Source organism: Streptomyces sp. Alt3 (genome assembly GCF_030719215.1).
Lineage (GTDB): Bacteria > Actinomycetota > Actinomycetes > Streptomycetales > Streptomycetaceae > Streptomyces > Streptomyces glycanivorans.
Window position 1 is genome coordinate 7887177 of sequence record NZ_CP120983.1, and the last position, 16742, is coordinate 7903918.

Here is a 16742-nt window from a genome sequence, read left to right on the forward strand (position 1 = left end):
AGGACTTCCGCCATGAGCGACTCCACCCAGGTGCTGGGCGCGCCCGTAGTCCGCCGCGAGGGCCGGGACAAGGTCACCGGCACCGCCCGCTACGCCGCCGAGCACACTTCGCCGGACTGTCTGTACGGCTGGATCGTGCCCGCCACCGTCCCCACCGGCCGTGTGACCGCGATCCGTACCGCCGACGCGCTCGCCGTGCCCGGGGTGCACACCGTCCTGACCCACGACAACGCGCCGAGGCTCGAGGAGACCGACGACCCGATCCTCGCCGTGCTCCAGGGCGACCGGGTACCGCACCGGGGCTGGCCGGTCGCCCTCGTGCTGGCGGAGAGCCTGGAATCCGCCCGGGCCGGCGCGTCGGCCGTGTACGTCGAGTACACGACCACCGGACACGACGTCATCCTCACCGGGGACCACCCCGGCCTGTACACCCCCGAGGAGGCGAACGGCGGCCACCCGGGCCTGCGTGAACGCGGCGACGCCATGCGCGCGTTCGAGGCCGCGCCCGTGCGGATCGACGCGACCTACACACTGCACGGGCTGCACAACCACCCCATGGAACCGCACGCCTCCACCGCCCGGTGGGCCGACGGACACCTGACCGTCCACGACTCCAGCCAGGGATCGACCGCCGTGCGCAACAGCCTCGCCACGGCCCTGGGACTCGACCGGGACCGGATCACCGTGGTCTCCGAACACGTCGGCGGCGGCTTCGGCTCCAAGGGCACCCCGCGCCCGCAGTCCGTCCTCGCCGCGATGGCCGCACGGCACACCGGCCGCACGGTCCAGCTCGCACTGCCCCGGCGGTACATGGCGGCGATCGTCGGTCACCGCGCACCGACCCTGCAGCGGGTGCGCCTGGGAGCGGACCGTGACGGTGTCCTGTCCAGCGTCTCCCACGAGATCGCCACGCAGACCTCGCGGATCAAGGAGTTCGTCGAACAGGCCGCCGTTCCCGCCCGCGTCATGTACGCCTCACCCCACAGCCGTACGGAACACCGGGTGGCGGCACTCGACGTGCCCAGTCCGTCCTGGATGCGCGCACCGGGGGAGGCCTCGGGCATGTACGCGCTGGAATCGGCCATGGACGAACTCGCCTGCGCCCTCGGGATCGATCCGGTCGAACTGAGGCTGCGCAACGAACCGCCGGCCGAACCCGACAGCGGACGCCCCTTCAGCAGCCGCAACCTCGCGGCCTGTCTGACGGAGGGAGCCGGACGCTTCGGCTGGAACGACCGGGACCCGCGGCCCGCCGTACGCGAGGACGGGCCCTGGCTGCTCGGCACCGGGGTCGCCTCGGCGACGTACCCCGTCCTCGTCTCGAAGGCGGCGGCGTCCGCACAGGCGGCCCCGGACGGTTCGTACCGTGTCCGGGTCAACGCCACCGACATCGGCACCGGCGCCCGCACCGTCCTGGCGCAGATCGCCGCCTCGGTCCTGGGCACGGACCCGGAGAACGTCCAGGTCGACATCGGCAGCAGTGATCTGCCCACCGCGTCCGTCGCGGGCGGCTCCTCGGGCACCGCCTCCTGGGGCTCCGCGGTGCACAAGGCCGCCACCGCCCTGGTACGACGGCTCGCCGAGCACACCGGCCCGCTGCCGCCGGACGGCGTCGCCGTCACCGCCGACACCGGCGAGGAGACGGCCCAGGAGTCCCCGTACGCACGGCACGCCTTCGGCGCCCACTTCGCCGAGGTGGCGGTCGACTCCCTCACCGGTGAGGTGCGGGTGCGCCGCCTCCTCGGTGTGTACGCCGCCGGACGGATCCTCAACTCCCGTACGGCGCGCTCCCAGTTCATCGGCGGCATGGTCATGGGCCTCGGCATGGCCCTCACCGAGGGCAGCACCATGGACCCGGCCTTCGGCGACTTCACCGAGAGCGACCTGGCCTCCTACCACGTGCCGTCCTGCGCGGACGTCCCCGACATCCAGGCGCACTGGATCGACGAGGACGACCCGCACCTCAACCCCATGGGCAGCAAAGGCATCGGTGAGATCGGCATCGTCGGCACCGCGGCCGCGATCGGGAACGCCGTGCGGCACGCCACCGGCGCCCGGCTGCGCGAACTCCCGCTCACCCCGGACAAACTGCTGCCCTACCTTCCGTGACACCCGCCGCCAGGCCTCCTCGGTTGCGCGACCCGCCCCCCGGGGTCACCCTGATGAGTGACCGAGAAGTGATTAATGCTCACGCTTCGTGTTCGGGGGTCGTCGGGTCGAACGGGGTGAAGCACGTGAGCCTCGTGGTGAGGAGCCTCAACGATGACCGTTCCACTCGACCGGCACTACCCGGTCGAACTGCAGGTGTCGGCAGAGCGCATTTCCCAGTTGCGGCGCATAGTCGCCGCACACCTTCGTCACTGGAACCTCGAACTGCACGTCCGGCCGGTGTGCCGGGCGGCGGAGGAACTCCTGACGAACGTCCAGCGACACGTCGGCGACGGCAGCCGCTGCGTCCTCGAGCTCCGCTGGACCGGCCGGCATCTGACGGTGTCCGTGGCCGACGAGGATTCCCGGATGCCCCGGCTGCTGGACGGTGGTGGCGGCGGCCTGAGCCGCGTCATGGCCCTGAGCGACAGCTGGGGCACCTGCCGGACCACCGACGGCAAGGTCGTGTGGTTCACGCGCTACGCGGAGAGCCCGTGCACCACCGGGCTGCTCCCGCCGACGCCCCTGCCCGGCGGCCGTTCGTTCCTCGACGGCCCGGTCGCCGAGAGCGGCCCCGTCGCCGGGAGCGGTCCTGTCGCCGGTGGCGATCCGGTGGCCGAACTCGTGTGACGGACAGCCCGGTGCCGGCCCGGCCGGTGCGGACGGTGTGCCTGCGGCACGCATGATCCGCACCGGCCGGGTACGTGTGCGTGAGGGGTCGCGTTGCGCGCCGCGGGGTGGCGCGTGACGGTCGAAGAACAACGCAAGGAGGCACAGCCATGCCCATCGCGACGGTCAATCCCGCGAACGGCAAGACGCTCAGGACATTCGACGCTCTGGACGAGCAGGGGACCGAGCGCCGGCTCGCCGCGGCCCACAGCGCCTTCCGCCGCTACCGCACCACGGACTTCGCCGAGCGCGCCCGGCTGCTGAACCGGGCCGCCGATCTCCTCGACGAGGACCAGCAGGACATCGCCCGCACCATGACGACCGAGATGGGCAAGCCGGTCAAGGCCGCCCGTGCGGAAGCCGCCAAGTGCGCCAAGGCCATGCGCTGGTACGCGGCCAACGCCGAACGACTGCTGGCCGACGAACACCCCGACGACACCGATGTCAAGGACTCCGGTGCCGTCCGTGCGCGGGTGCGCTACCGGCCGCTGGGCGTGGTGCTCGCCGTCATGCCCTGGAACTTCCCGCTCTGGCAGGTCATGCGCTTCGCCGCTCCCGCGCTCATGGCCGGAAACACCGGCCTGCTCAAGCACGCGTCGAACGTGCCGCAGACCGCCCTCTACATCGAGGACCTGTTCACCAGGGCGGGCTTCCCCGAAGGCTGCTTCCAGACACTGCTCATCGGCTCGGGCGCCGTCGAGGCGGTCCTGCGCGACCCGAGGGTCGCCGCCGCCACCCTCACCGGCAGCGAACCGGCCGGCCGGGCCGTCGCCTCCGTCGCCGGCGACGAGGTGAAGAAGACCGTACTGGAACTGGGCGGCAGCGACCCCTTCGTCGTCCTGCCGTCCGCGGACGTCGAGAAGGCCGCCGACACGGCGGTGACCGCCCGCGTTCAGAACAACGGGCAGTCCTGCATCGCCGCCAAACGATTCATCGTCCACGCGGACGTCTACGACGCCTTCGCCGAGCGCTTCACCGCGGGGATGCGCGCCCTGACCGTCGGGGACCCGCTGGAGGAGTCCACCGACGTGGGGCCGCTCTCCAGCGAGCAGGGCCGTACGGATCTGGAGGAACTCGTCCACGACGCCCTCGGCAAGGGTGCGACCGCACTGTGCGGGGGCCGGCGCCCCGACGGCCTCGACCGTGGCTGGTTCTACGAGCCCACGGTCCTCACCGGGATCACCCCGGCCATGCGCATCCACCGCGAGGAGACCTTCGGACCGGTGGCGACGCTCTACCGGGTCGCGGACCTCGACGAGGCCGTGGAACTCTCCAACGACACCCCGTTCGGGCTCAGTTCCAACGTCTGGACGCGGGACGAGGGGGAGATGGAGCGCTGTGTGCGCGACGTGGAGGCCGGCGGGGTCTTCTTCAACGGCATGACCGCCTCCCACCCGGCGCTGCCGTTCGGCGGGGTGAAGCGCTCCGGGTACGGCCGGGAGCTGGCCGGTCACGGCATCCGCGAGTTCTGCAACGCCACCACCGTCTGGTACGGGCCCGGTTCGGACGCCCGCTAGATCCGCCCCCACGCGACTGCCCCAGGGAGACGCTTCATGACCGACGCCCGAACGCCGTCCGGGGCGTCCGCCCCGTCCGACACCGAGATCGCGGCACTCGACGCGCACTGGCGTGCCGCCAACTACCTGGCGGTCGGCCAGATCTATCTGATGGCCAACCCCCTCCTGGAGGAGCCGCTGGCCCCGGAGCACATCAAGCCGCGGCTGCTCGGCCACTGGGGCACCTCACCCGGACTGAACCTGGTCCACACCCATCTCAACCGGATCGTCCGGACACGTGACCGCCGGGCGATGTGCGTCTGGGGGCCCGGCCACGGCGGCCCCGCCGTCCTCGCCAACTCCTGGCTGGAGGGCAGCTACTCCGAGACGTACCCCGATGTCAGCCGCGACCGGCCCGGGATGGGAGCGCTGTTCAAGCAGTTCTCCTTCCCCGGTGGCGTTCCCAGCCACGTCGCCCCCGAGACCCCGGGGTCCATCCACGAGGGCGGCGAACTGGGGTACGCGCTGACCCACGCCTACGGCGCCGCCTTCGACCACCCCGAGCTGCTGGTGGCCTGCGTGGTCGGGGACGGAGAGGCGGAGACCGGGCCGTTGGCCGCGTCCTGGCACTCCAACAAGTTCCTGGACCCCGTGCACGACGGCGCGGTCCTGCCCGTCCTGCATCTCAACGGGTACAAGATCGCGAACCCGACGGTGCTGGCCCGGCTGCCCGAGGAAGAGCTCGACGCGCTCCTGCGCGGGTACGGCCACGACCCCGTGTACGTCGAGGGGGACGAGCCGGCCGTGGTCCACCGCGCGCTGGCCGCCGCCATGGACCTCGCCGTGGACCGCATCGACGCCTACCAGCGCGCGGCCCGTGACGAGGGCGTGTCCGTCCGTCCCCGCTGGCCCATGATCGTGCTGCGCACCCCCAAGGGCTGGACCGGCCCCGAGGAGGTGGACGGGCTCCCCGTCGAGAACACCTGGCGGGCCCACCAGGTCCCGCTGCCCGGGGTCCGGGACAACCCGGACCACCTGCGTCAGCTCGAGGAGTGGATGCGCTCCTACCGGCCCGAGGAACTCTTCGACTCCGAGGGCAGGCCCACGGCCCAGGTCCTGGAGTGCGTTCCCGAGGGAGCCGCCCGGCTCGGCTCGACGCCGTACGCCAACGGCGGGCTGCTCCTGCGTGACCTTCCGCTGCCGCCGCTGGAGAAGCACGCGGTGCGGGTCGACAGGCCGGGGACCGTCCTGCACGAGCCCACCCGGATCCTGGGCGGGCTGCTCGAGGACGTCATGGCGGCGACCGCCGACCGCAGGAACTTCCGGGTGGTGGGACCCGACGAGACCGAGTCCAACCGCCTGGGCGCGCTCTACGGGGCCACCGGAAAGGCCTGGCAGGCGGAGGTCCTTCCGACCGACGAGCATCTGGCCCGCGACGGCCGGGTGATGGAAGTCCTGTCGGAACACCTGTGCCAGGGCTGGCTGGAGGGCTACCTCCTCACCGGACGGCACGGTCTGTTCTCCTCGTACGAAGCCTTCGCCCACATCGTCGACTCGATGGTCAACCAGCACATCAAGTGGCTCCGCACCTCGCGGCGGCTGCACTGGCGGGCGCCCGTCGCCTCGCTGAACTACCTGCTCACCTCGCACGTCTGGCGTCAGGACCACAACGGCTTCTCGCACCAGGACCCCGGCTTCGTCGACCACATCCTCAACAAGAGTCCCGAGGTCGTCCGGGTCTATCTGCCGCCGGACGCCAACACGCTGCTGTCCACCGCCGACCATGTGCTGCGCAGCCGTGACTACGTCAACGTGATCGTCGCCGGCAAGCAGCCGGGCTTCGACTGGCTCACCCTCGACGAGGCCCGCGCGCACTGCGCCCGAGGGGCCGGGGTCTGGGAATGGGCGGGGACCGAGGACGGCAGCCGCGAACCCGACGTGGTGCTGGCCTGTGCCGGCGACGTACCCACACTGGAGACGATGGCCGCGGCCGGACTGCTGCGCCGTCATCTTCCGGAGCTCGCCGTGCGCGTGGTCAACGTCGTCGACATGACCAGGCTGCTGCCGCACGACGAGCACCCGCACGGCATGCCGGACGCGGAGTACGACGCCGTCTTCACCCGGGACAAGCCTGTGATCTTCGCCTACCACGGCTACCCCTGGCTGGTGCACCGTCTCGCGTACCGCCGCGAGGGACACGCCCATCTCCACGTGCGCGGCTACAAGGAGGAGGGGACCACCACCACGCCGTTCGACATGGTGGTCCGCAACGACCTGGACCGCTACCGGCTGGTCATGGACGTGCTCGACCGGGTGCCCGGTCTGGGGGTCCGTGCCGTCGCCGTCCGGCAGGCCATGGCGGACGCCCGCACCCGGCACCACGACTGGATCCGGGAACACGGCACGGACATGCCCGAGGTCGCCGACTGGACCTGGGAGGGCTGAACACCGTCCCACGCACTCCGGCCGGCCCGCGGGAAGCGGGCCGGCCGGAGTGCGTGGGACGGAGGCTCAGTTGACGGAGGTGGGCGCGCCCGGCGGCACCGCCGACGTCACGGTCGTGCGGACGACCGGGGACACGGCCCCGCCTCCGACGATCCGGAGGGCGTTCTCGCCCGTGATGCCCAGCTTCACCCGCATGCTGTACTCGCCGCTCCTGGCGGTCCTGATCGTGGCGGGCAGGGTCACCCAGCGCTTGCCCTGCTTCTGCTGCAGGCTGACGGGTGTGCCGGAATCGACGTTCCTGGCCGCGCCGTGGATACGGAACTCCTCCCAGGCCGCCACGCTGCGCGCGGTCGCGTACGCCGAGAGGGCGGGCCGCGTGGCCAGGTCCTGCGCGCGCTCCCCGGACGGCGGTGCGGGGACACCGGACGACGCCGCGGCCCCGCCCATCGCTCCGGCGAGCGTCACCGCTGTGAGCAGGGCTGCCGCCGACGCGCGCCTGAATCGGTCCATGACTGGCTCTCCTTCGTACCCGACGCGATCGGTGAGATCGACGTGATGGGATCGGCTTCGGAGCGCCAAATCTAGACAATGTTCACATAACCCTCACGCAAGGACACGCGGTCAGAAACGCAGGACCGCCGCGAGCCTGCCGTGGTGCGCGAGGGAGTCGTCCGCGACGAAGGCGACCTCGCAGCCCTTGTCCAGTGCCGCTTCGACGAGCTCGTCGACGATGTCCTCACGGACCTGTCCGTCCTCGGCCGGAGTGGTCTGCGGGCCGACCGGCTCCAGGTGTCCGTCGGTGATCCTCACCGTCTCGTCGAAGTGTTCCTCGACCGCGACCAGGCCCGCCCGGCCTTCCCGCACGGCCAGCCACACCTCGTCGAGCCCGCCGGCGAACGAGCGGCTGCTGTGGGCCTTGTCGAGCCTGCCCCGGATCCGTGAGGCGGTCTGTGCGCGCCAGTCCTCCAGGGCCGGGCCCAGCTCCTTGATCAGCTCGGGTGCCGTCGTGTCCGCCGTCGTCCCCTTCGCGACCCGGCCCGCAGCCTGCTTCGCGCTCTCACCGACCTCGTCGAGCAGGGAGAGCGCCGGCGCGAGGCCCACCAGGAAGAGCGGGCGCGGGTCGGCCGCCAGGACCGCGCGCAGCCGCTCGTCGACCGAGCGCAGGAAGTTGCGGGCGTCCTCGCTGCTGTAGGTGCTCGGAGTGTCCCCGATCCGCTCCTCGCGCTGCGGATTCGGCTCCTCGTGCGGGGCCGTGAGCGGGAAGCCGTCCCTGCGTTCGGGGCGCAGGCCCTCGCCCGTACCGGAGAACAGGGAGGCGTGCTCGGCGGACAGGCTGAGCACCCAGAACGGTCGCGCCCCCGCCTTGGCCGCGACCAGGTTGCGGGTGAGGTAGCTGTCGCTCAGGACCACTCGTTCGGGCGCGGTGCGCGGAAGTTGCCAGATCTGGTACTCGTCGGCGTCGGCGAAGATGACGAGGGACTCCAGGGCGCGGCGCTGGTCGACCTCGGCCACCGCGCGGTCCAGCTGCGCCTTCACGGCTGCCCTGGCCTCGTGGCTCACCCCGGGGTCGGCGTCCAGCCGGTTGCCGGCCTCGGCCACGAGGTTGCGCAGCCGCACGGCGTCCTGGGCGTTGTCCGGGGCACGGCGGTGGGTGGGCATGGTCAGGGACAGGGCCGGATAGGGCCTGGTGGCCCGGAGTTCCTGCAGCAGGCCGGGCGTCAGCGCGTCCGTGTCCATCGTTCCCTCCCGGGGGTTCGGGGTCCGCGGTGCTGGAGCCGCCCCCTGGTGTGGAGCGGTTGTTCGACGAGTCAATTCATACCTTTTGATCCTAATATGGGCGAATTATTCGTCTCCCCTCGGAGGTGTACGCGATGTCCACACTCACCGTGTGGAAGTTCCGGACGGCGGACGGCGCGGAGAACGTGGAGGCCGCTCTGAAGTCCCTCCAGAAGGAAGGGCTCGTCAAGATCCTCGACGCCGCCGTCGTGAGCTGGCCCGCCGAGCGCTCCAAGCCGAGGACCCGACAGTTGATCAACCTCGTCGGCGCGGGTGCGCTGAGCGGCACCTTCTGGGGGATGCTCTTCGGCCTCATCTTCCTGATGCCTCTGCTCGGCGCGGCCATCGGCGCGGCGGCGGGGGCGCTCGGCGGGAAGCTCGCCGACGTCGGCATCGACGACGACTTCATCGCCGAGGTCAAGCAGAAGGTGACGCCCGGGACGTCGGCGCTGTTCCTGCTCACCCTGGACGAGGTGCCGAGCCGTATCAGCGAGTCGCTGCCCGGCGACGGAGCCGAACTGCTGCACAGCAACCTCGACACGGAGCGTGAGGCGAGGCTGCGCCAGATCTTCGGCGACGAGGCGGAATGACGGGGGAGGGGCTGCTCCACGCAGGGCCCGCACGGTATCCGGCAGGCCTCCGGTGAGCGCCTCGGAAGCCGTGACGGACGCGCTGCGCGAGCTCCACGCGCGCTTCGCCGGTGTGCGGGAGGGTCGACAGGCCGACTACATCCCGGAGTTGACCAGGTCGGACCCCGACGACTTCGGGCTCGCCCTGGTGAGTATGGACGGGCACTCCTACAGCGCCGGCGCGGCGGACACCCCCTTCACCCTGCAGTCGGTGTCCAAGCCCTTCGTCTACGCCCTCGCGCTGGCCTCGCTCGGCCTCGACGAGGTGAGCCGCTGGGTGGGCGCCGAACCGAGCGGCGAGGCGTTCAACGCCATCAGCCTGGAGCCCGGCACCGGGCGGCCGGCCAATGCGATGGTCAACGCCGGCGCCATCGTGACCACCGCTCTGGTCCCCGACAGCCGTGAGCAACCCGCGTTCGGCCGCATCCTGACCTGTCTGAGCCGGTTCGCCGGGCGGAAGCTGGACGTCGACGAGGACGTCCACGGCTCCGAGGCGGCGACCGGGGACCGCAACCGGGCGCTCGCCTATCTGATCCGCAGTACGGGAACCCTGCCCGTCGACCCGGTGGCGGCCGTGGACACCTACTTCCGGCAGTGCGCGGTACGGGCCACGGCCGTCGACCTCGCCGTGATGGCCGCGACCCTGGCCTACGGCGGTGTCAATCCGGTCACCGGGGAGCGGGTCGTCTCCCCCGAGGTCGCCGCCCAGGTCCTCGCCGTCATGGCGACCTGCGGAATGTACGACTCCTCCGGCGACTGGCTGCTCAGGGTCGGTCTGCCCGCCAAGAGCGGCGTCTCCGGCGGTCTGCTCGCCGCCGGGCCGGCCCGTTTCGGCCTGGCCGCCTACAGCCCGCTCCTGGACGCGTCGGGCACCTCGGTACGCGGCCACGCGGCGCTCGGCGCGCTCTCGGAACGTCTCGGGCTCCACCTCATGAAGAACCCGGCACTTCCCGGCTCCACCGTCACGCTGGTCACCACCGCCGACGTGCTCCCCTCCGCCCCGTCCGGCCGGCTCGCCCGCGCGCTCCACGAACGCGTGGGTGTCGTCGCCGCCCAGGGCGCCCTCGACTTCACCGCGGCCGAGCGTGTGCTGTACGCGCTCGACGAGTCGGGTTCGGAGGACGCCGACCCCGTGATCCTCGACCTGAGGGAGGTGACCGGCGCCGACTCCGACGCCCTCGCGCTGCTGCACGCCGGCCTCTCCCGGCTCGCGCGGGAGGGCCGGCGTGCGGCCGTCGTCGATCCGGGCGACCGGCTGGGTCCCCCGGACCTGGTCCGTGAGCGGACCGGCCAGGACCTGCCGCGCTTCGGCTCCCGCGAGGAGGCCGCCGAGCAGTGCGCGCGGGCCGTGGCCGGGCCCGGCTGAGCCCCTACCAGATGGCCTCGACCCACTCGGGGTGATCGATGAACGGGTTCCGGTTGTGCTGGAACCGGTCGAATATGACCTCGTTGCGGTTCTTCTCGAAGCTGTCCGGAGGGTCCTCCTGGCTCCACTGCTTCAGCACGGAGAGCCGTCCGATGTTCGGGGCCGACCCGTTGCTCACGCGGTCGTTCGGCTCCAGGTCGGCGAAGGCGTCGTCGCCCTCGTACCGCACCGCCATGTAGAGGATCATCCGGGCCACGTCCCCCTTGACCGCGTCGCGCGGTTCGAAGGAGTCACCGTCGGTGAGGTTGCCGGGCGCCCCCGAGACGGCGCTGCCGCCGTTGTCGAAGTCCTTGTTGCCGCGGATGGAGTTCACCTGAACGTCCTCGGGGCGCAGGTGGTGGATGTCGGTGCCGGGGCCGGTCGCGGTGCCGAAGTCGCCGTGGGACTTCGCCCAGACGTGCTCCCGGTTCCAGTCGCCGGTGTTGCCCCCGTTCTCGCTCTTGGACTGGGAGCGGCCGGTGTACAGGAGGATCACGTTGGAGGAGTTGGCCGGGTCCTGGTCCGTGGCCTTGAGGGCGTCCCAGACCTGGCTGTAGGAGAGCTTGGTCTGGTCGCTGATGATCGTGTGCAGTGAGCTCTTGAGCGCGGTGCCCGTCTTGCCGAGGGCGTCCTGGTAGTACGTGTCGTCGAGAGTGGTGGCCGGGGGAGTCGCCTGGGTGGCGGCGGGTGCGGCGGACGCGACGCCGGTGAGTACGACGATCGAGGCGGCTGTAGCGAGCAGTGGACGCGCGTAGAAACGGCGACGACTGGACATGTGGGGTGTCCTCTCCGGGGTGGCGGAACGTTGTCGTGAGGGCCGGGCGTTGGCTGTTGGACCGGGAGCCTTCCACACGCACGGTGCCGGTAGTGTGAACGTTGCGTATTCATCATGTGCAGGTCAAGTGACAGTTGGTCGGTCCCTTCCCGGGCATCGGATGCGCGGACGCCGACCGGGCGCGAGAATTGCCGCAAGGACGAGGAGGCGGTATGAGCGAAGAGTCCGAATCCCTATCCGTATCCGCGCCGGAAGTACGGGGTGTCACCCCCGACCGTCTGCTGCACACCGGCGGCAACGATCAGCCCACCGCAGAGGATCTGGTACTCGCCTCCGGGCGTGATCTGACCCCCGAGAGCCTGGAGTGGGCACGGCGCAGGCTGTCGGAGGAGGGCCGCTCGGCCATGGACAAGCGGCTCCCGTAGAACCGGTACGACGCATCGAGGGGCGGGGAGCGTGCGAGGCGCTCCCCGCCCCTCGGCTAGCCTGAACGCAATATGAACCGTTTGACGACGTCACAGGGCGAATTCGATCTCGCCCGCTATCCCGAGAACCCGCGCGATCCCCTCCGTGCGTGGGACGCCGCCGACGAGTACCTGCTGCGGAGGCTGGGGGGAGAGGACGGGAGCGAGCCGGTCCCCGCGTCCGGCACCGTGGCCGTGGTCGGCGACCGGTGGGGCGCCCTCGCCACCGCGCTGGCCGCGCACCGCCCGGTCCAGATCACCGATTCGTACCTCGCCCGACAGGCCACGCTGGCCAACCTGGCGCGCAACGGCGCCGATCCCGGTTCCGTACACGTCCTGTCGGTGCGCGAAACCCCGCCGGAGCGCGTGGACCTGCTGCTCGTGCGGGTGCCCAAGAGCCTCGCACTCCTCGAGGACCAGCTCCACCGGCTCGCGCCCGCCGTGCACGCCGGGACCGTCGTCATCGGTACCGGCATGGTGAAGGAGATCCACACCTCCACCCTCAAGCTGTTCGAGCGGATCATCGGGCCCACCCGCACCTCCCTCGCGGTGAAGAAGGCGCGGCTCATCTTCTCCACCCCGGACCCCGCACTGCCCAGGACCCCCAGCCCCTGGCCGTACCGCTACGCACTGCCGGGCGACGTCGGAGTGGTCTCGGGCCGTACGGTCACCAACCACGCCGGGATCTTCTGCGCCGAACGCCTCGACATCGGCACCCGCTTCTTCCTGAAGCACCTGCCGCAGCGGACCGGGCCCGACCGGGTCGTCGACCTCGGCTGCGGGAACGGCGTGGTGGGTACGGCCGCCGCGCTGGCCAACCCCGAAGCGTCCGTCGTCTTCACCGACGAGTCGTACCAGGCCGTCGCCTCCGCCGAAGCGACCTTCCGCGACAACGCCGGTCCGGATGCCGAGGCGGAGTTCCTGGTCGGTGACGGGATGGCCGGCCTGCCCCCGGGCAGCGTGGACCTGGTCCTCAGCAACCCGCCGTTCCACTCGCACCAGGCGGTCACCGACGCCACGGCCCGGAACATGTTCCACGGAGCGCGTGCCGCGCTGCGTCAGGGCGGCGAGTTGTGGGTCGTCGGCAATCGGCACCTCGGCTACCACACGCAGCTCCGCCGGATCTTCGGCAACTGCGTGACCGTCGCCGGTGACCCGAAATTCGTCGTGCTGCGGGCCGTCAAGCGCTGACGCGCGTCAGGGGAGGTCGTCCCGGCCCAGCCAGGACGGCACCTCGGGCACCTCCGCGTCCCATGCGGGCGGCGGGCCGGGATCGGGTTCCGGTTCGCGCGGACGGGGAACGGCCTGCGTGGGCCCTGTCGGATCGGGCTCCGCAGCGGGTGGTTCCTCCTCCAGCCGCTCGGGGGCAGCGCTGTCGTACAACTGCTCGGCCACGGTGAAGCGGCAGTGCCAGGGCTGCCAGACCCCCTCGACGACCAGCAGGAAGCCGTCGGCCTCCTGGTACAGCCGCCTGCTCTTCGGGTTCGAGGGATGCACCGGCTCGAAACGCTCGGCCCGGACCCGGAGGGCCGCGAGCGCCTCCTCACGGCTGCCCTCCACATGGTCGATCACACCGACCGACCACATCCGGCCCTGCCGGCCGAACCCGAGGTTCTGCTCGACGACAAGTCCCCACCTGGGCACAGACCCACCCCTCCCCGGAACACGCGCGGTCGCGGTATGCGGATGACCGCGCAGGGACGCCATCCTACGAGTCATGATCCTTACGGCCCGACCGCACCCGTCGGCGGTGGACCGCCACCCGCGCCCCGCCGCAACCGTAGTGGCGGCGGCGCGGCTCGGCCCCGGCAGCCGACCCGCCCCGTACAAACCGAGCGGACAGACAGCCATACTGGACGGGCCGGGGCGGGCGCAGCAGGAGTGGGAAGCGGAACAAACGGGGGCGACAGCAGGCGATGGCGGACAGCAGGCTGATCCAGAGCCGGTACCAGCTGCTCGATCTGATCGGGCGCGGAGGCATGGGCGAGGTGTGGCGTGCGCGCGACGAGTCGCTGGGCCGGCAGGTGGCGGTCAAGTGCCTGAAACCCATGGGGCCCGAGCACGACCAGGCCTTCACCCGCATAGTGCGCGAGAGGTTCCGCCGCGAGGCCAGGGTGGCAGCGGCGCTCCAGCACCGGGGGGTCACCGTCGTCCACGACTTCGGTGAGTCCGACGGTGTCCTCTACCTCGTCATGGAACTCCTGGAGGGGCGCAACCTCAGCCAGCTCCTGGAGGACAACGAGCAGCATCCGCTGCCGGTGGCCGATGTCGTCGACATCGCGGAACAGGTCGCGGACGCCCTCGGCTACACCCACCGGCAGGGCATCGTCCACCGGGACCTCAAGCCCGCCAACATCATGCGGCTCGACGACGGCGCGGTGAAGATCTGCGACTTCGGCATCGCGCGGCTCGGCCACGACATCGGCTTCACCTCCCGTCTCACCGGGACCGGCATCGCCATGGGCACCCCGCACTACATGTCGCCCGAGCAGATCAGCGGCGGCGAGGTCGACCACCGCAGCGACCTCTACTCCCTGGGCTGTGTGCTGTACGAGATCGCCACGGGTGTCCCGCCGTTCGACATGGAGGACTCCTGGTCCGTGCTCGTCGGACACCGCGACACCGCTCCCGAGCCGCCGCGCACCCACCGTGCCGAACTTCCCGGTTTCTTCGACGAGATCGTCCTGGAACTGCTGGCCAAGACCCCGGACGGGCGGCCGGCCGACGCAGGTGACCTCCGGCAGCGCATCGCGCTCGGGCGCACCGGCGAGCAGCCGGCTGCCGCACGGACCCGCCTAGCCCCGCCCTTCCCCGTGGTGCCTGGAGGAGGGGAGCCCGGACTCCCCTCCTGGACCCGCGACATGACCACCGGCCACCGGGCCGTCGGGGCCGGGCATCCCGCGACAGCAGCCGTTGGGCAAGCCGCCGCGCTCACCGCCGCCTGGACCACCGGGGCCGGGCAGGCCCTCACCGGCGGCCTCCCGCTCGTGGTTCCGGGCAGCCCCACACCCTCTTCCGGTCTGCTCGCCACCCTGGCCGGCCGGCACAACGCCGGACTCGACCTGGGGCGGCTCGGGCACTGGGAGGAAGCGGGCGACGTCCACCGGGCGGTCGCCACCGAGCGTGAACACGCGCTCGGCCCGGACCACCCCGACACCCTCGCCAGCAGGTACGAGGTCGGGTTCACCCTCAGCCGCACCGGACACGCCGCCGACGCCCTGCGCGAGTTCGGCCGGGTCGCCGACGGCCGTGAACGCACCCTGGGTCCCGACCATCCCGAGACCCTCGCGGCCCGGCAGGAGACGGCGTACGTCCTCGGCCAGCTCGACCGGCACTTCGAGGCCCACCAGATCTACGCCGGGGTGCTCGCCTCGCGGGAGCGCTCCATGGGGCCGGACCACCCCGACACCCTGCGCTGCCGCCACAACCTCGCGTTCAACCTGAGCAGACTCGGTCGCCTGGAGGACTCGTACCGCATGGCCCGCGAGGTCGCGGACGCCCGCGGCCGCGTGCTCGGGCCGGCCCATCCGGACACCCTGGTCACGCTGTACGAAGTGGCGTACACACTCGGGCGGCTGGACCGCTGGACCGAGGCACTGCAGACCTACCGGGAGGTCGCCCGGGCCCGCGCGACCACGCTCGGCGCCGACCACCCCGACACCCTGTCCGCGCGCTACGAGGTGGGCATCAGCCTGGGACGCCTCGGCCGTAGCGCCGAGGCCCTGGAGCTCTACCGCACCCTGGCCGAGGACCGCACCCGGGTGGGTGGCCCCTCCGACCCCGAGACCCTGCGTGCCCGGCACGGCCTGGGCGTGAACCTGGGGCGGCTGGCGCGCTGGGACGAGGCGCTCGCCGAGTCACGCGAGGTCTGCGCCCTCCGGGAAAGCACCCTGGGCCCCGGCCACCCCGACACGCTCGTCAGCCGCCGGGAGGTGGCCGTGGGGCTGGGCTGGCTCGGCCGCTGGACCGACGCCCTCGACGACTACCGCACGATCGCCGAGATCCGCGAACGCACCCTGGGCCCCGATCACCCCGACACCCTCGCCGGCCGCAACGACGAGGCGCACTGCCTGGAACAGCTCGGCCGGGGAACGGAGGCGGTGGAGGTCTACCGGAGGGTCGCCGACCTGCGCAGACTGCGCGGGGTGCCACCGCACTGACCGCCGGACGGTACCGCCCCACCGGCCGTCAGGCCGCGCCGCTCCGCGCCCGGTGGAGGTCCCGCAGCATGGCGATCTCGGCCCCGTGGTGCAGCACTTCCTGGTTGACCCACCACACGGTGCTCAGGAAGGGGTCCTCCGCGTCGCTGCCGTAGGGATACGTGCAGTACCCGACCGTGTCGAGCGCCGCGTCGTCGGCGCCGAGCAGCGCCGCCCGCCACGCGGCGGCCGAGGCGGCGAAGTCCGCGAGTGCCTCCGCCGCGTCACCCGCCACCCGGTAGTCGTCCCGCGTCATGCTGTGGCCGCCCGCCGTGTGATCGGCACGCAGGGCCAGCATCTCGCCGAGATGACTCAGACGCCATGCCAGGGTGGTGAAGGGCGGCGGTGAGGGATGCGGGAACGGCGCCGTGTCACGTCCCCACGCGCCGGCACCCGTCAGGGAGGTCGCACCCGGGCCGGGACCCGCGCCGCGACGACGGACCGACCAGCAGTCCGGCACCGGCTCCCACAGGTACTCCTCGTCGGTCAGCGCCGGGGCCGCCACGTCCGTGCCGTCGCCGCTGTCCACGAAGGGCCCTGCCAGCCGGTTCCCGAGGCGCTCGCAGGACCGGTCGAACTGGTCGAGCAGCGGTGCCAGACGTGCGGGGACACTCATGGGCTCTCCTGTGACGGGTCGATCTCGGAGCGGCTGCGGGCACCCTCCCACAGGCGGGGCGCGCCGACCAGCGGATTACCGCGTCGCCGAGCACGGTGCCGCGCCCTGTCCGCAGAAGTG

General features: G+C 71.8%; 14 protein-coding genes. 9 read left to right on the forward strand and 5 right to left on the reverse strand.

The window, feature by feature from the left end; translation table 11 throughout:
• Positions 1–12 precede the first annotated feature (12 nt).
• The 4 genes from P8A20_RS34885 to P8A20_RS34900 all read left to right on the forward strand — a co-directional run bounded on the left by P8A20_RS34885 (position 13) and on the right by P8A20_RS34900 (position 6758).
• Positions 13–2109: a xanthine dehydrogenase family protein molybdopterin-binding subunit gene (locus P8A20_RS34885; RefSeq protein ID WP_147960629.1), complete on the forward strand. Its 2097-nt coding sequence runs from the start codon at positions 13–15 to the stop codon at positions 2107–2109.
• A gap of 153 nt (positions 2110–2262) precedes the next feature.
• Positions 2263–2778: an ATP-binding protein gene (locus P8A20_RS34890; RefSeq protein WP_147960628.1), complete on the forward strand. Its 516-nt coding sequence runs from the start codon at positions 2263–2265 to the stop codon at positions 2776–2778.
• Positions 2779–2927: 149 nt separating this feature from the next.
• Positions 2928–4334, forward strand: coding sequence for an NADP-dependent succinic semialdehyde dehydrogenase (locus P8A20_RS34895; protein ID WP_306104939.1), 1407 nt, complete (start codon positions 2928–2930; stop codon positions 4332–4334).
• 36 nt (positions 4335–4370) lie between these two features.
• Positions 4371–6758: a phosphoketolase family protein gene (locus P8A20_RS34900; RefSeq protein WP_147960626.1), complete on the forward strand. Its 2388-nt coding sequence runs from the start codon at positions 4371–4373 to the stop codon at positions 6756–6758.
• A gap of 66 nt (positions 6759–6824) precedes the next feature.
• Here P8A20_RS34900 and P8A20_RS34905 read toward each other — a convergent pair whose 3' ends face one another.
• Together P8A20_RS34905 and P8A20_RS34910 are read right to left on the reverse strand one after the other, a co-directional pair.
• Positions 6825–7268 carry a hypothetical protein gene (locus P8A20_RS34905; protein ID WP_147960625.1) on the reverse strand — a complete coding sequence of 148 codons (444 nt, stop codon included), beginning with the start codon at positions 7266–7268 and terminating at the stop codon, positions 6825–6827.
• A 111-nt stretch (positions 7269–7379) separates the two neighbouring features.
• Positions 7380–8495, reverse strand: coding sequence for a baeRF3 domain-containing protein (locus P8A20_RS34910; protein ID WP_147960624.1), 1116 nt, complete (start codon positions 8493–8495; stop codon positions 7380–7382).
• A 134-nt stretch (positions 8496–8629) separates the two neighbouring features.
• Between P8A20_RS34910 and P8A20_RS34915 the strand changes: the two genes are divergently transcribed.
• Positions 8630–9124, forward strand: a complete 495-nt coding sequence (locus P8A20_RS34915) for a DUF1269 domain-containing protein (RefSeq protein WP_306104940.1) — start codon at positions 8630–8632, stop codon at positions 9122–9124.
• Positions 9125–9176: 52 nt separating this feature from the next.
• Positions 9177–10529 (forward strand): glutaminase A, encoded by a 1353-nt coding sequence (glsA, locus tag P8A20_RS34920; RefSeq protein WP_147960622.1) that lies wholly within the window; start codon positions 9177–9179, stop codon positions 10527–10529.
• A 4-nt stretch (positions 10530–10533) separates the two neighbouring features.
• Here glsA and P8A20_RS34925 read toward each other — a convergent pair whose 3' ends face one another.
• Positions 10534–11343, reverse strand: a complete 810-nt coding sequence (locus P8A20_RS34925) for an endonuclease I family protein (RefSeq protein ID WP_147960621.1) — start codon at positions 11341–11343, stop codon at positions 10534–10536.
• 212 nt (positions 11344–11555) lie between these two features.
• On the opposite strand from P8A20_RS34925, the gene P8A20_RS34930 reads away from it, so the two are divergent.
• Both P8A20_RS34930 and P8A20_RS34935 read left to right on the forward strand, forming a co-directional pair.
• A complete protein-coding gene (locus P8A20_RS34930) occupies positions 11556–11768 on the forward strand; it encodes a hypothetical protein (RefSeq protein ID WP_147960620.1) in 213 nt (70 codons plus the stop codon).
• Positions 11769–11840: 72 nt separating this feature from the next.
• Positions 11841–12998: a methyltransferase gene (locus P8A20_RS34935; RefSeq protein WP_306104941.1), complete on the forward strand. Its 1158-nt coding sequence runs from the start codon at positions 11841–11843 to the stop codon at positions 12996–12998.
• A 6-nt stretch (positions 12999–13004) separates the two neighbouring features.
• On the opposite strand, the gene P8A20_RS34940 is transcribed toward P8A20_RS34935, so the two are convergent.
• A complete protein-coding gene (locus P8A20_RS34940; protein ID WP_147960619.1) occupies positions 13005–13451 on the reverse strand; it encodes a hypothetical protein in 447 nt (148 codons plus the stop codon).
• A gap of 272 nt (positions 13452–13723) precedes the next feature.
• Between P8A20_RS34940 and P8A20_RS34945 the strand changes: the two genes are divergently transcribed.
• Complete coding sequence (locus P8A20_RS34945) at positions 13724–15967, forward strand: serine/threonine-protein kinase (RefSeq protein WP_306104942.1); 2244 nt, start codon at positions 13724–13726, stop codon at positions 15965–15967.
• Positions 15968–15995: 28 nt separating this feature from the next.
• On the opposite strand, the gene P8A20_RS34950 is transcribed toward P8A20_RS34945, so the two are convergent.
• Positions 15996–16622, reverse strand: a complete 627-nt coding sequence (locus P8A20_RS34950; protein WP_306104943.1) for a DinB family protein — start codon at positions 16620–16622, stop codon at positions 15996–15998.
• Between the last annotated feature and the right edge of the window lie 120 nt (positions 16623–16742).

Excerpts from the sequence above, each read along its gene's own strand:
- P8A20_RS34885 (WP_147960629.1), top strand. The coding sequence starts at position 13 with ATGAGCGACTCCACCCAGGTGCTGGGCGCGCCCGTAGTCCGCCGCGAG.
- P8A20_RS34890 (WP_147960628.1), top strand. The coding sequence starts at position 2,263 with ATGACCGTTCCACTCGACCGGCACTACCCGGTCGAACTGCAGGTGTCG.
- P8A20_RS34895 (WP_306104939.1), top strand. The coding sequence starts at position 2,928 with ATGCCCATCGCGACGGTCAATCCCGCGAACGGCAAGACGCTCAGGACA.
- P8A20_RS34900 (WP_147960626.1), top strand. The coding sequence starts at position 4,371 with ATGACCGACGCCCGAACGCCGTCCGGGGCGTCCGCCCCGTCCGACACC.
- P8A20_RS34905 (WP_147960625.1), bottom strand. The coding sequence starts at position 7,268 with ATGGACCGATTCAGGCGCGCGTCGGCGGCAGCCCTGCTCACAGCGGTG.
- P8A20_RS34910 (WP_147960624.1), bottom strand. The coding sequence starts at position 8,495 with ATGGACACGGACGCGCTGACGCCCGGCCTGCTGCAGGAACTCCGGGCC.
- P8A20_RS34915 (WP_306104940.1), top strand. The coding sequence starts at position 8,630 with ATGTCCACACTCACCGTGTGGAAGTTCCGGACGGCGGACGGCGCGGAG.
- P8A20_RS34925 (WP_147960621.1), bottom strand. The coding sequence starts at position 11,343 with ATGTCCAGTCGTCGCCGTTTCTACGCGCGTCCACTGCTCGCTACAGCC.
- P8A20_RS34930 (WP_147960620.1), top strand. The coding sequence starts at position 11,556 with ATGAGCGAAGAGTCCGAATCCCTATCCGTATCCGCGCCGGAAGTACGG.
- P8A20_RS34935 (WP_306104941.1), top strand. The coding sequence starts at position 11,841 with ATGAACCGTTTGACGACGTCACAGGGCGAATTCGATCTCGCCCGCTAT.
- P8A20_RS34945 (WP_306104942.1), top strand. The coding sequence starts at position 13,724 with ATGGCGGACAGCAGGCTGATCCAGAGCCGGTACCAGCTGCTCGATCTG.
- P8A20_RS34950 (WP_306104943.1), bottom strand. The coding sequence starts at position 16,622 with ATGAGTGTCCCCGCACGTCTGGCACCGCTGCTCGACCAGTTCGACCGG.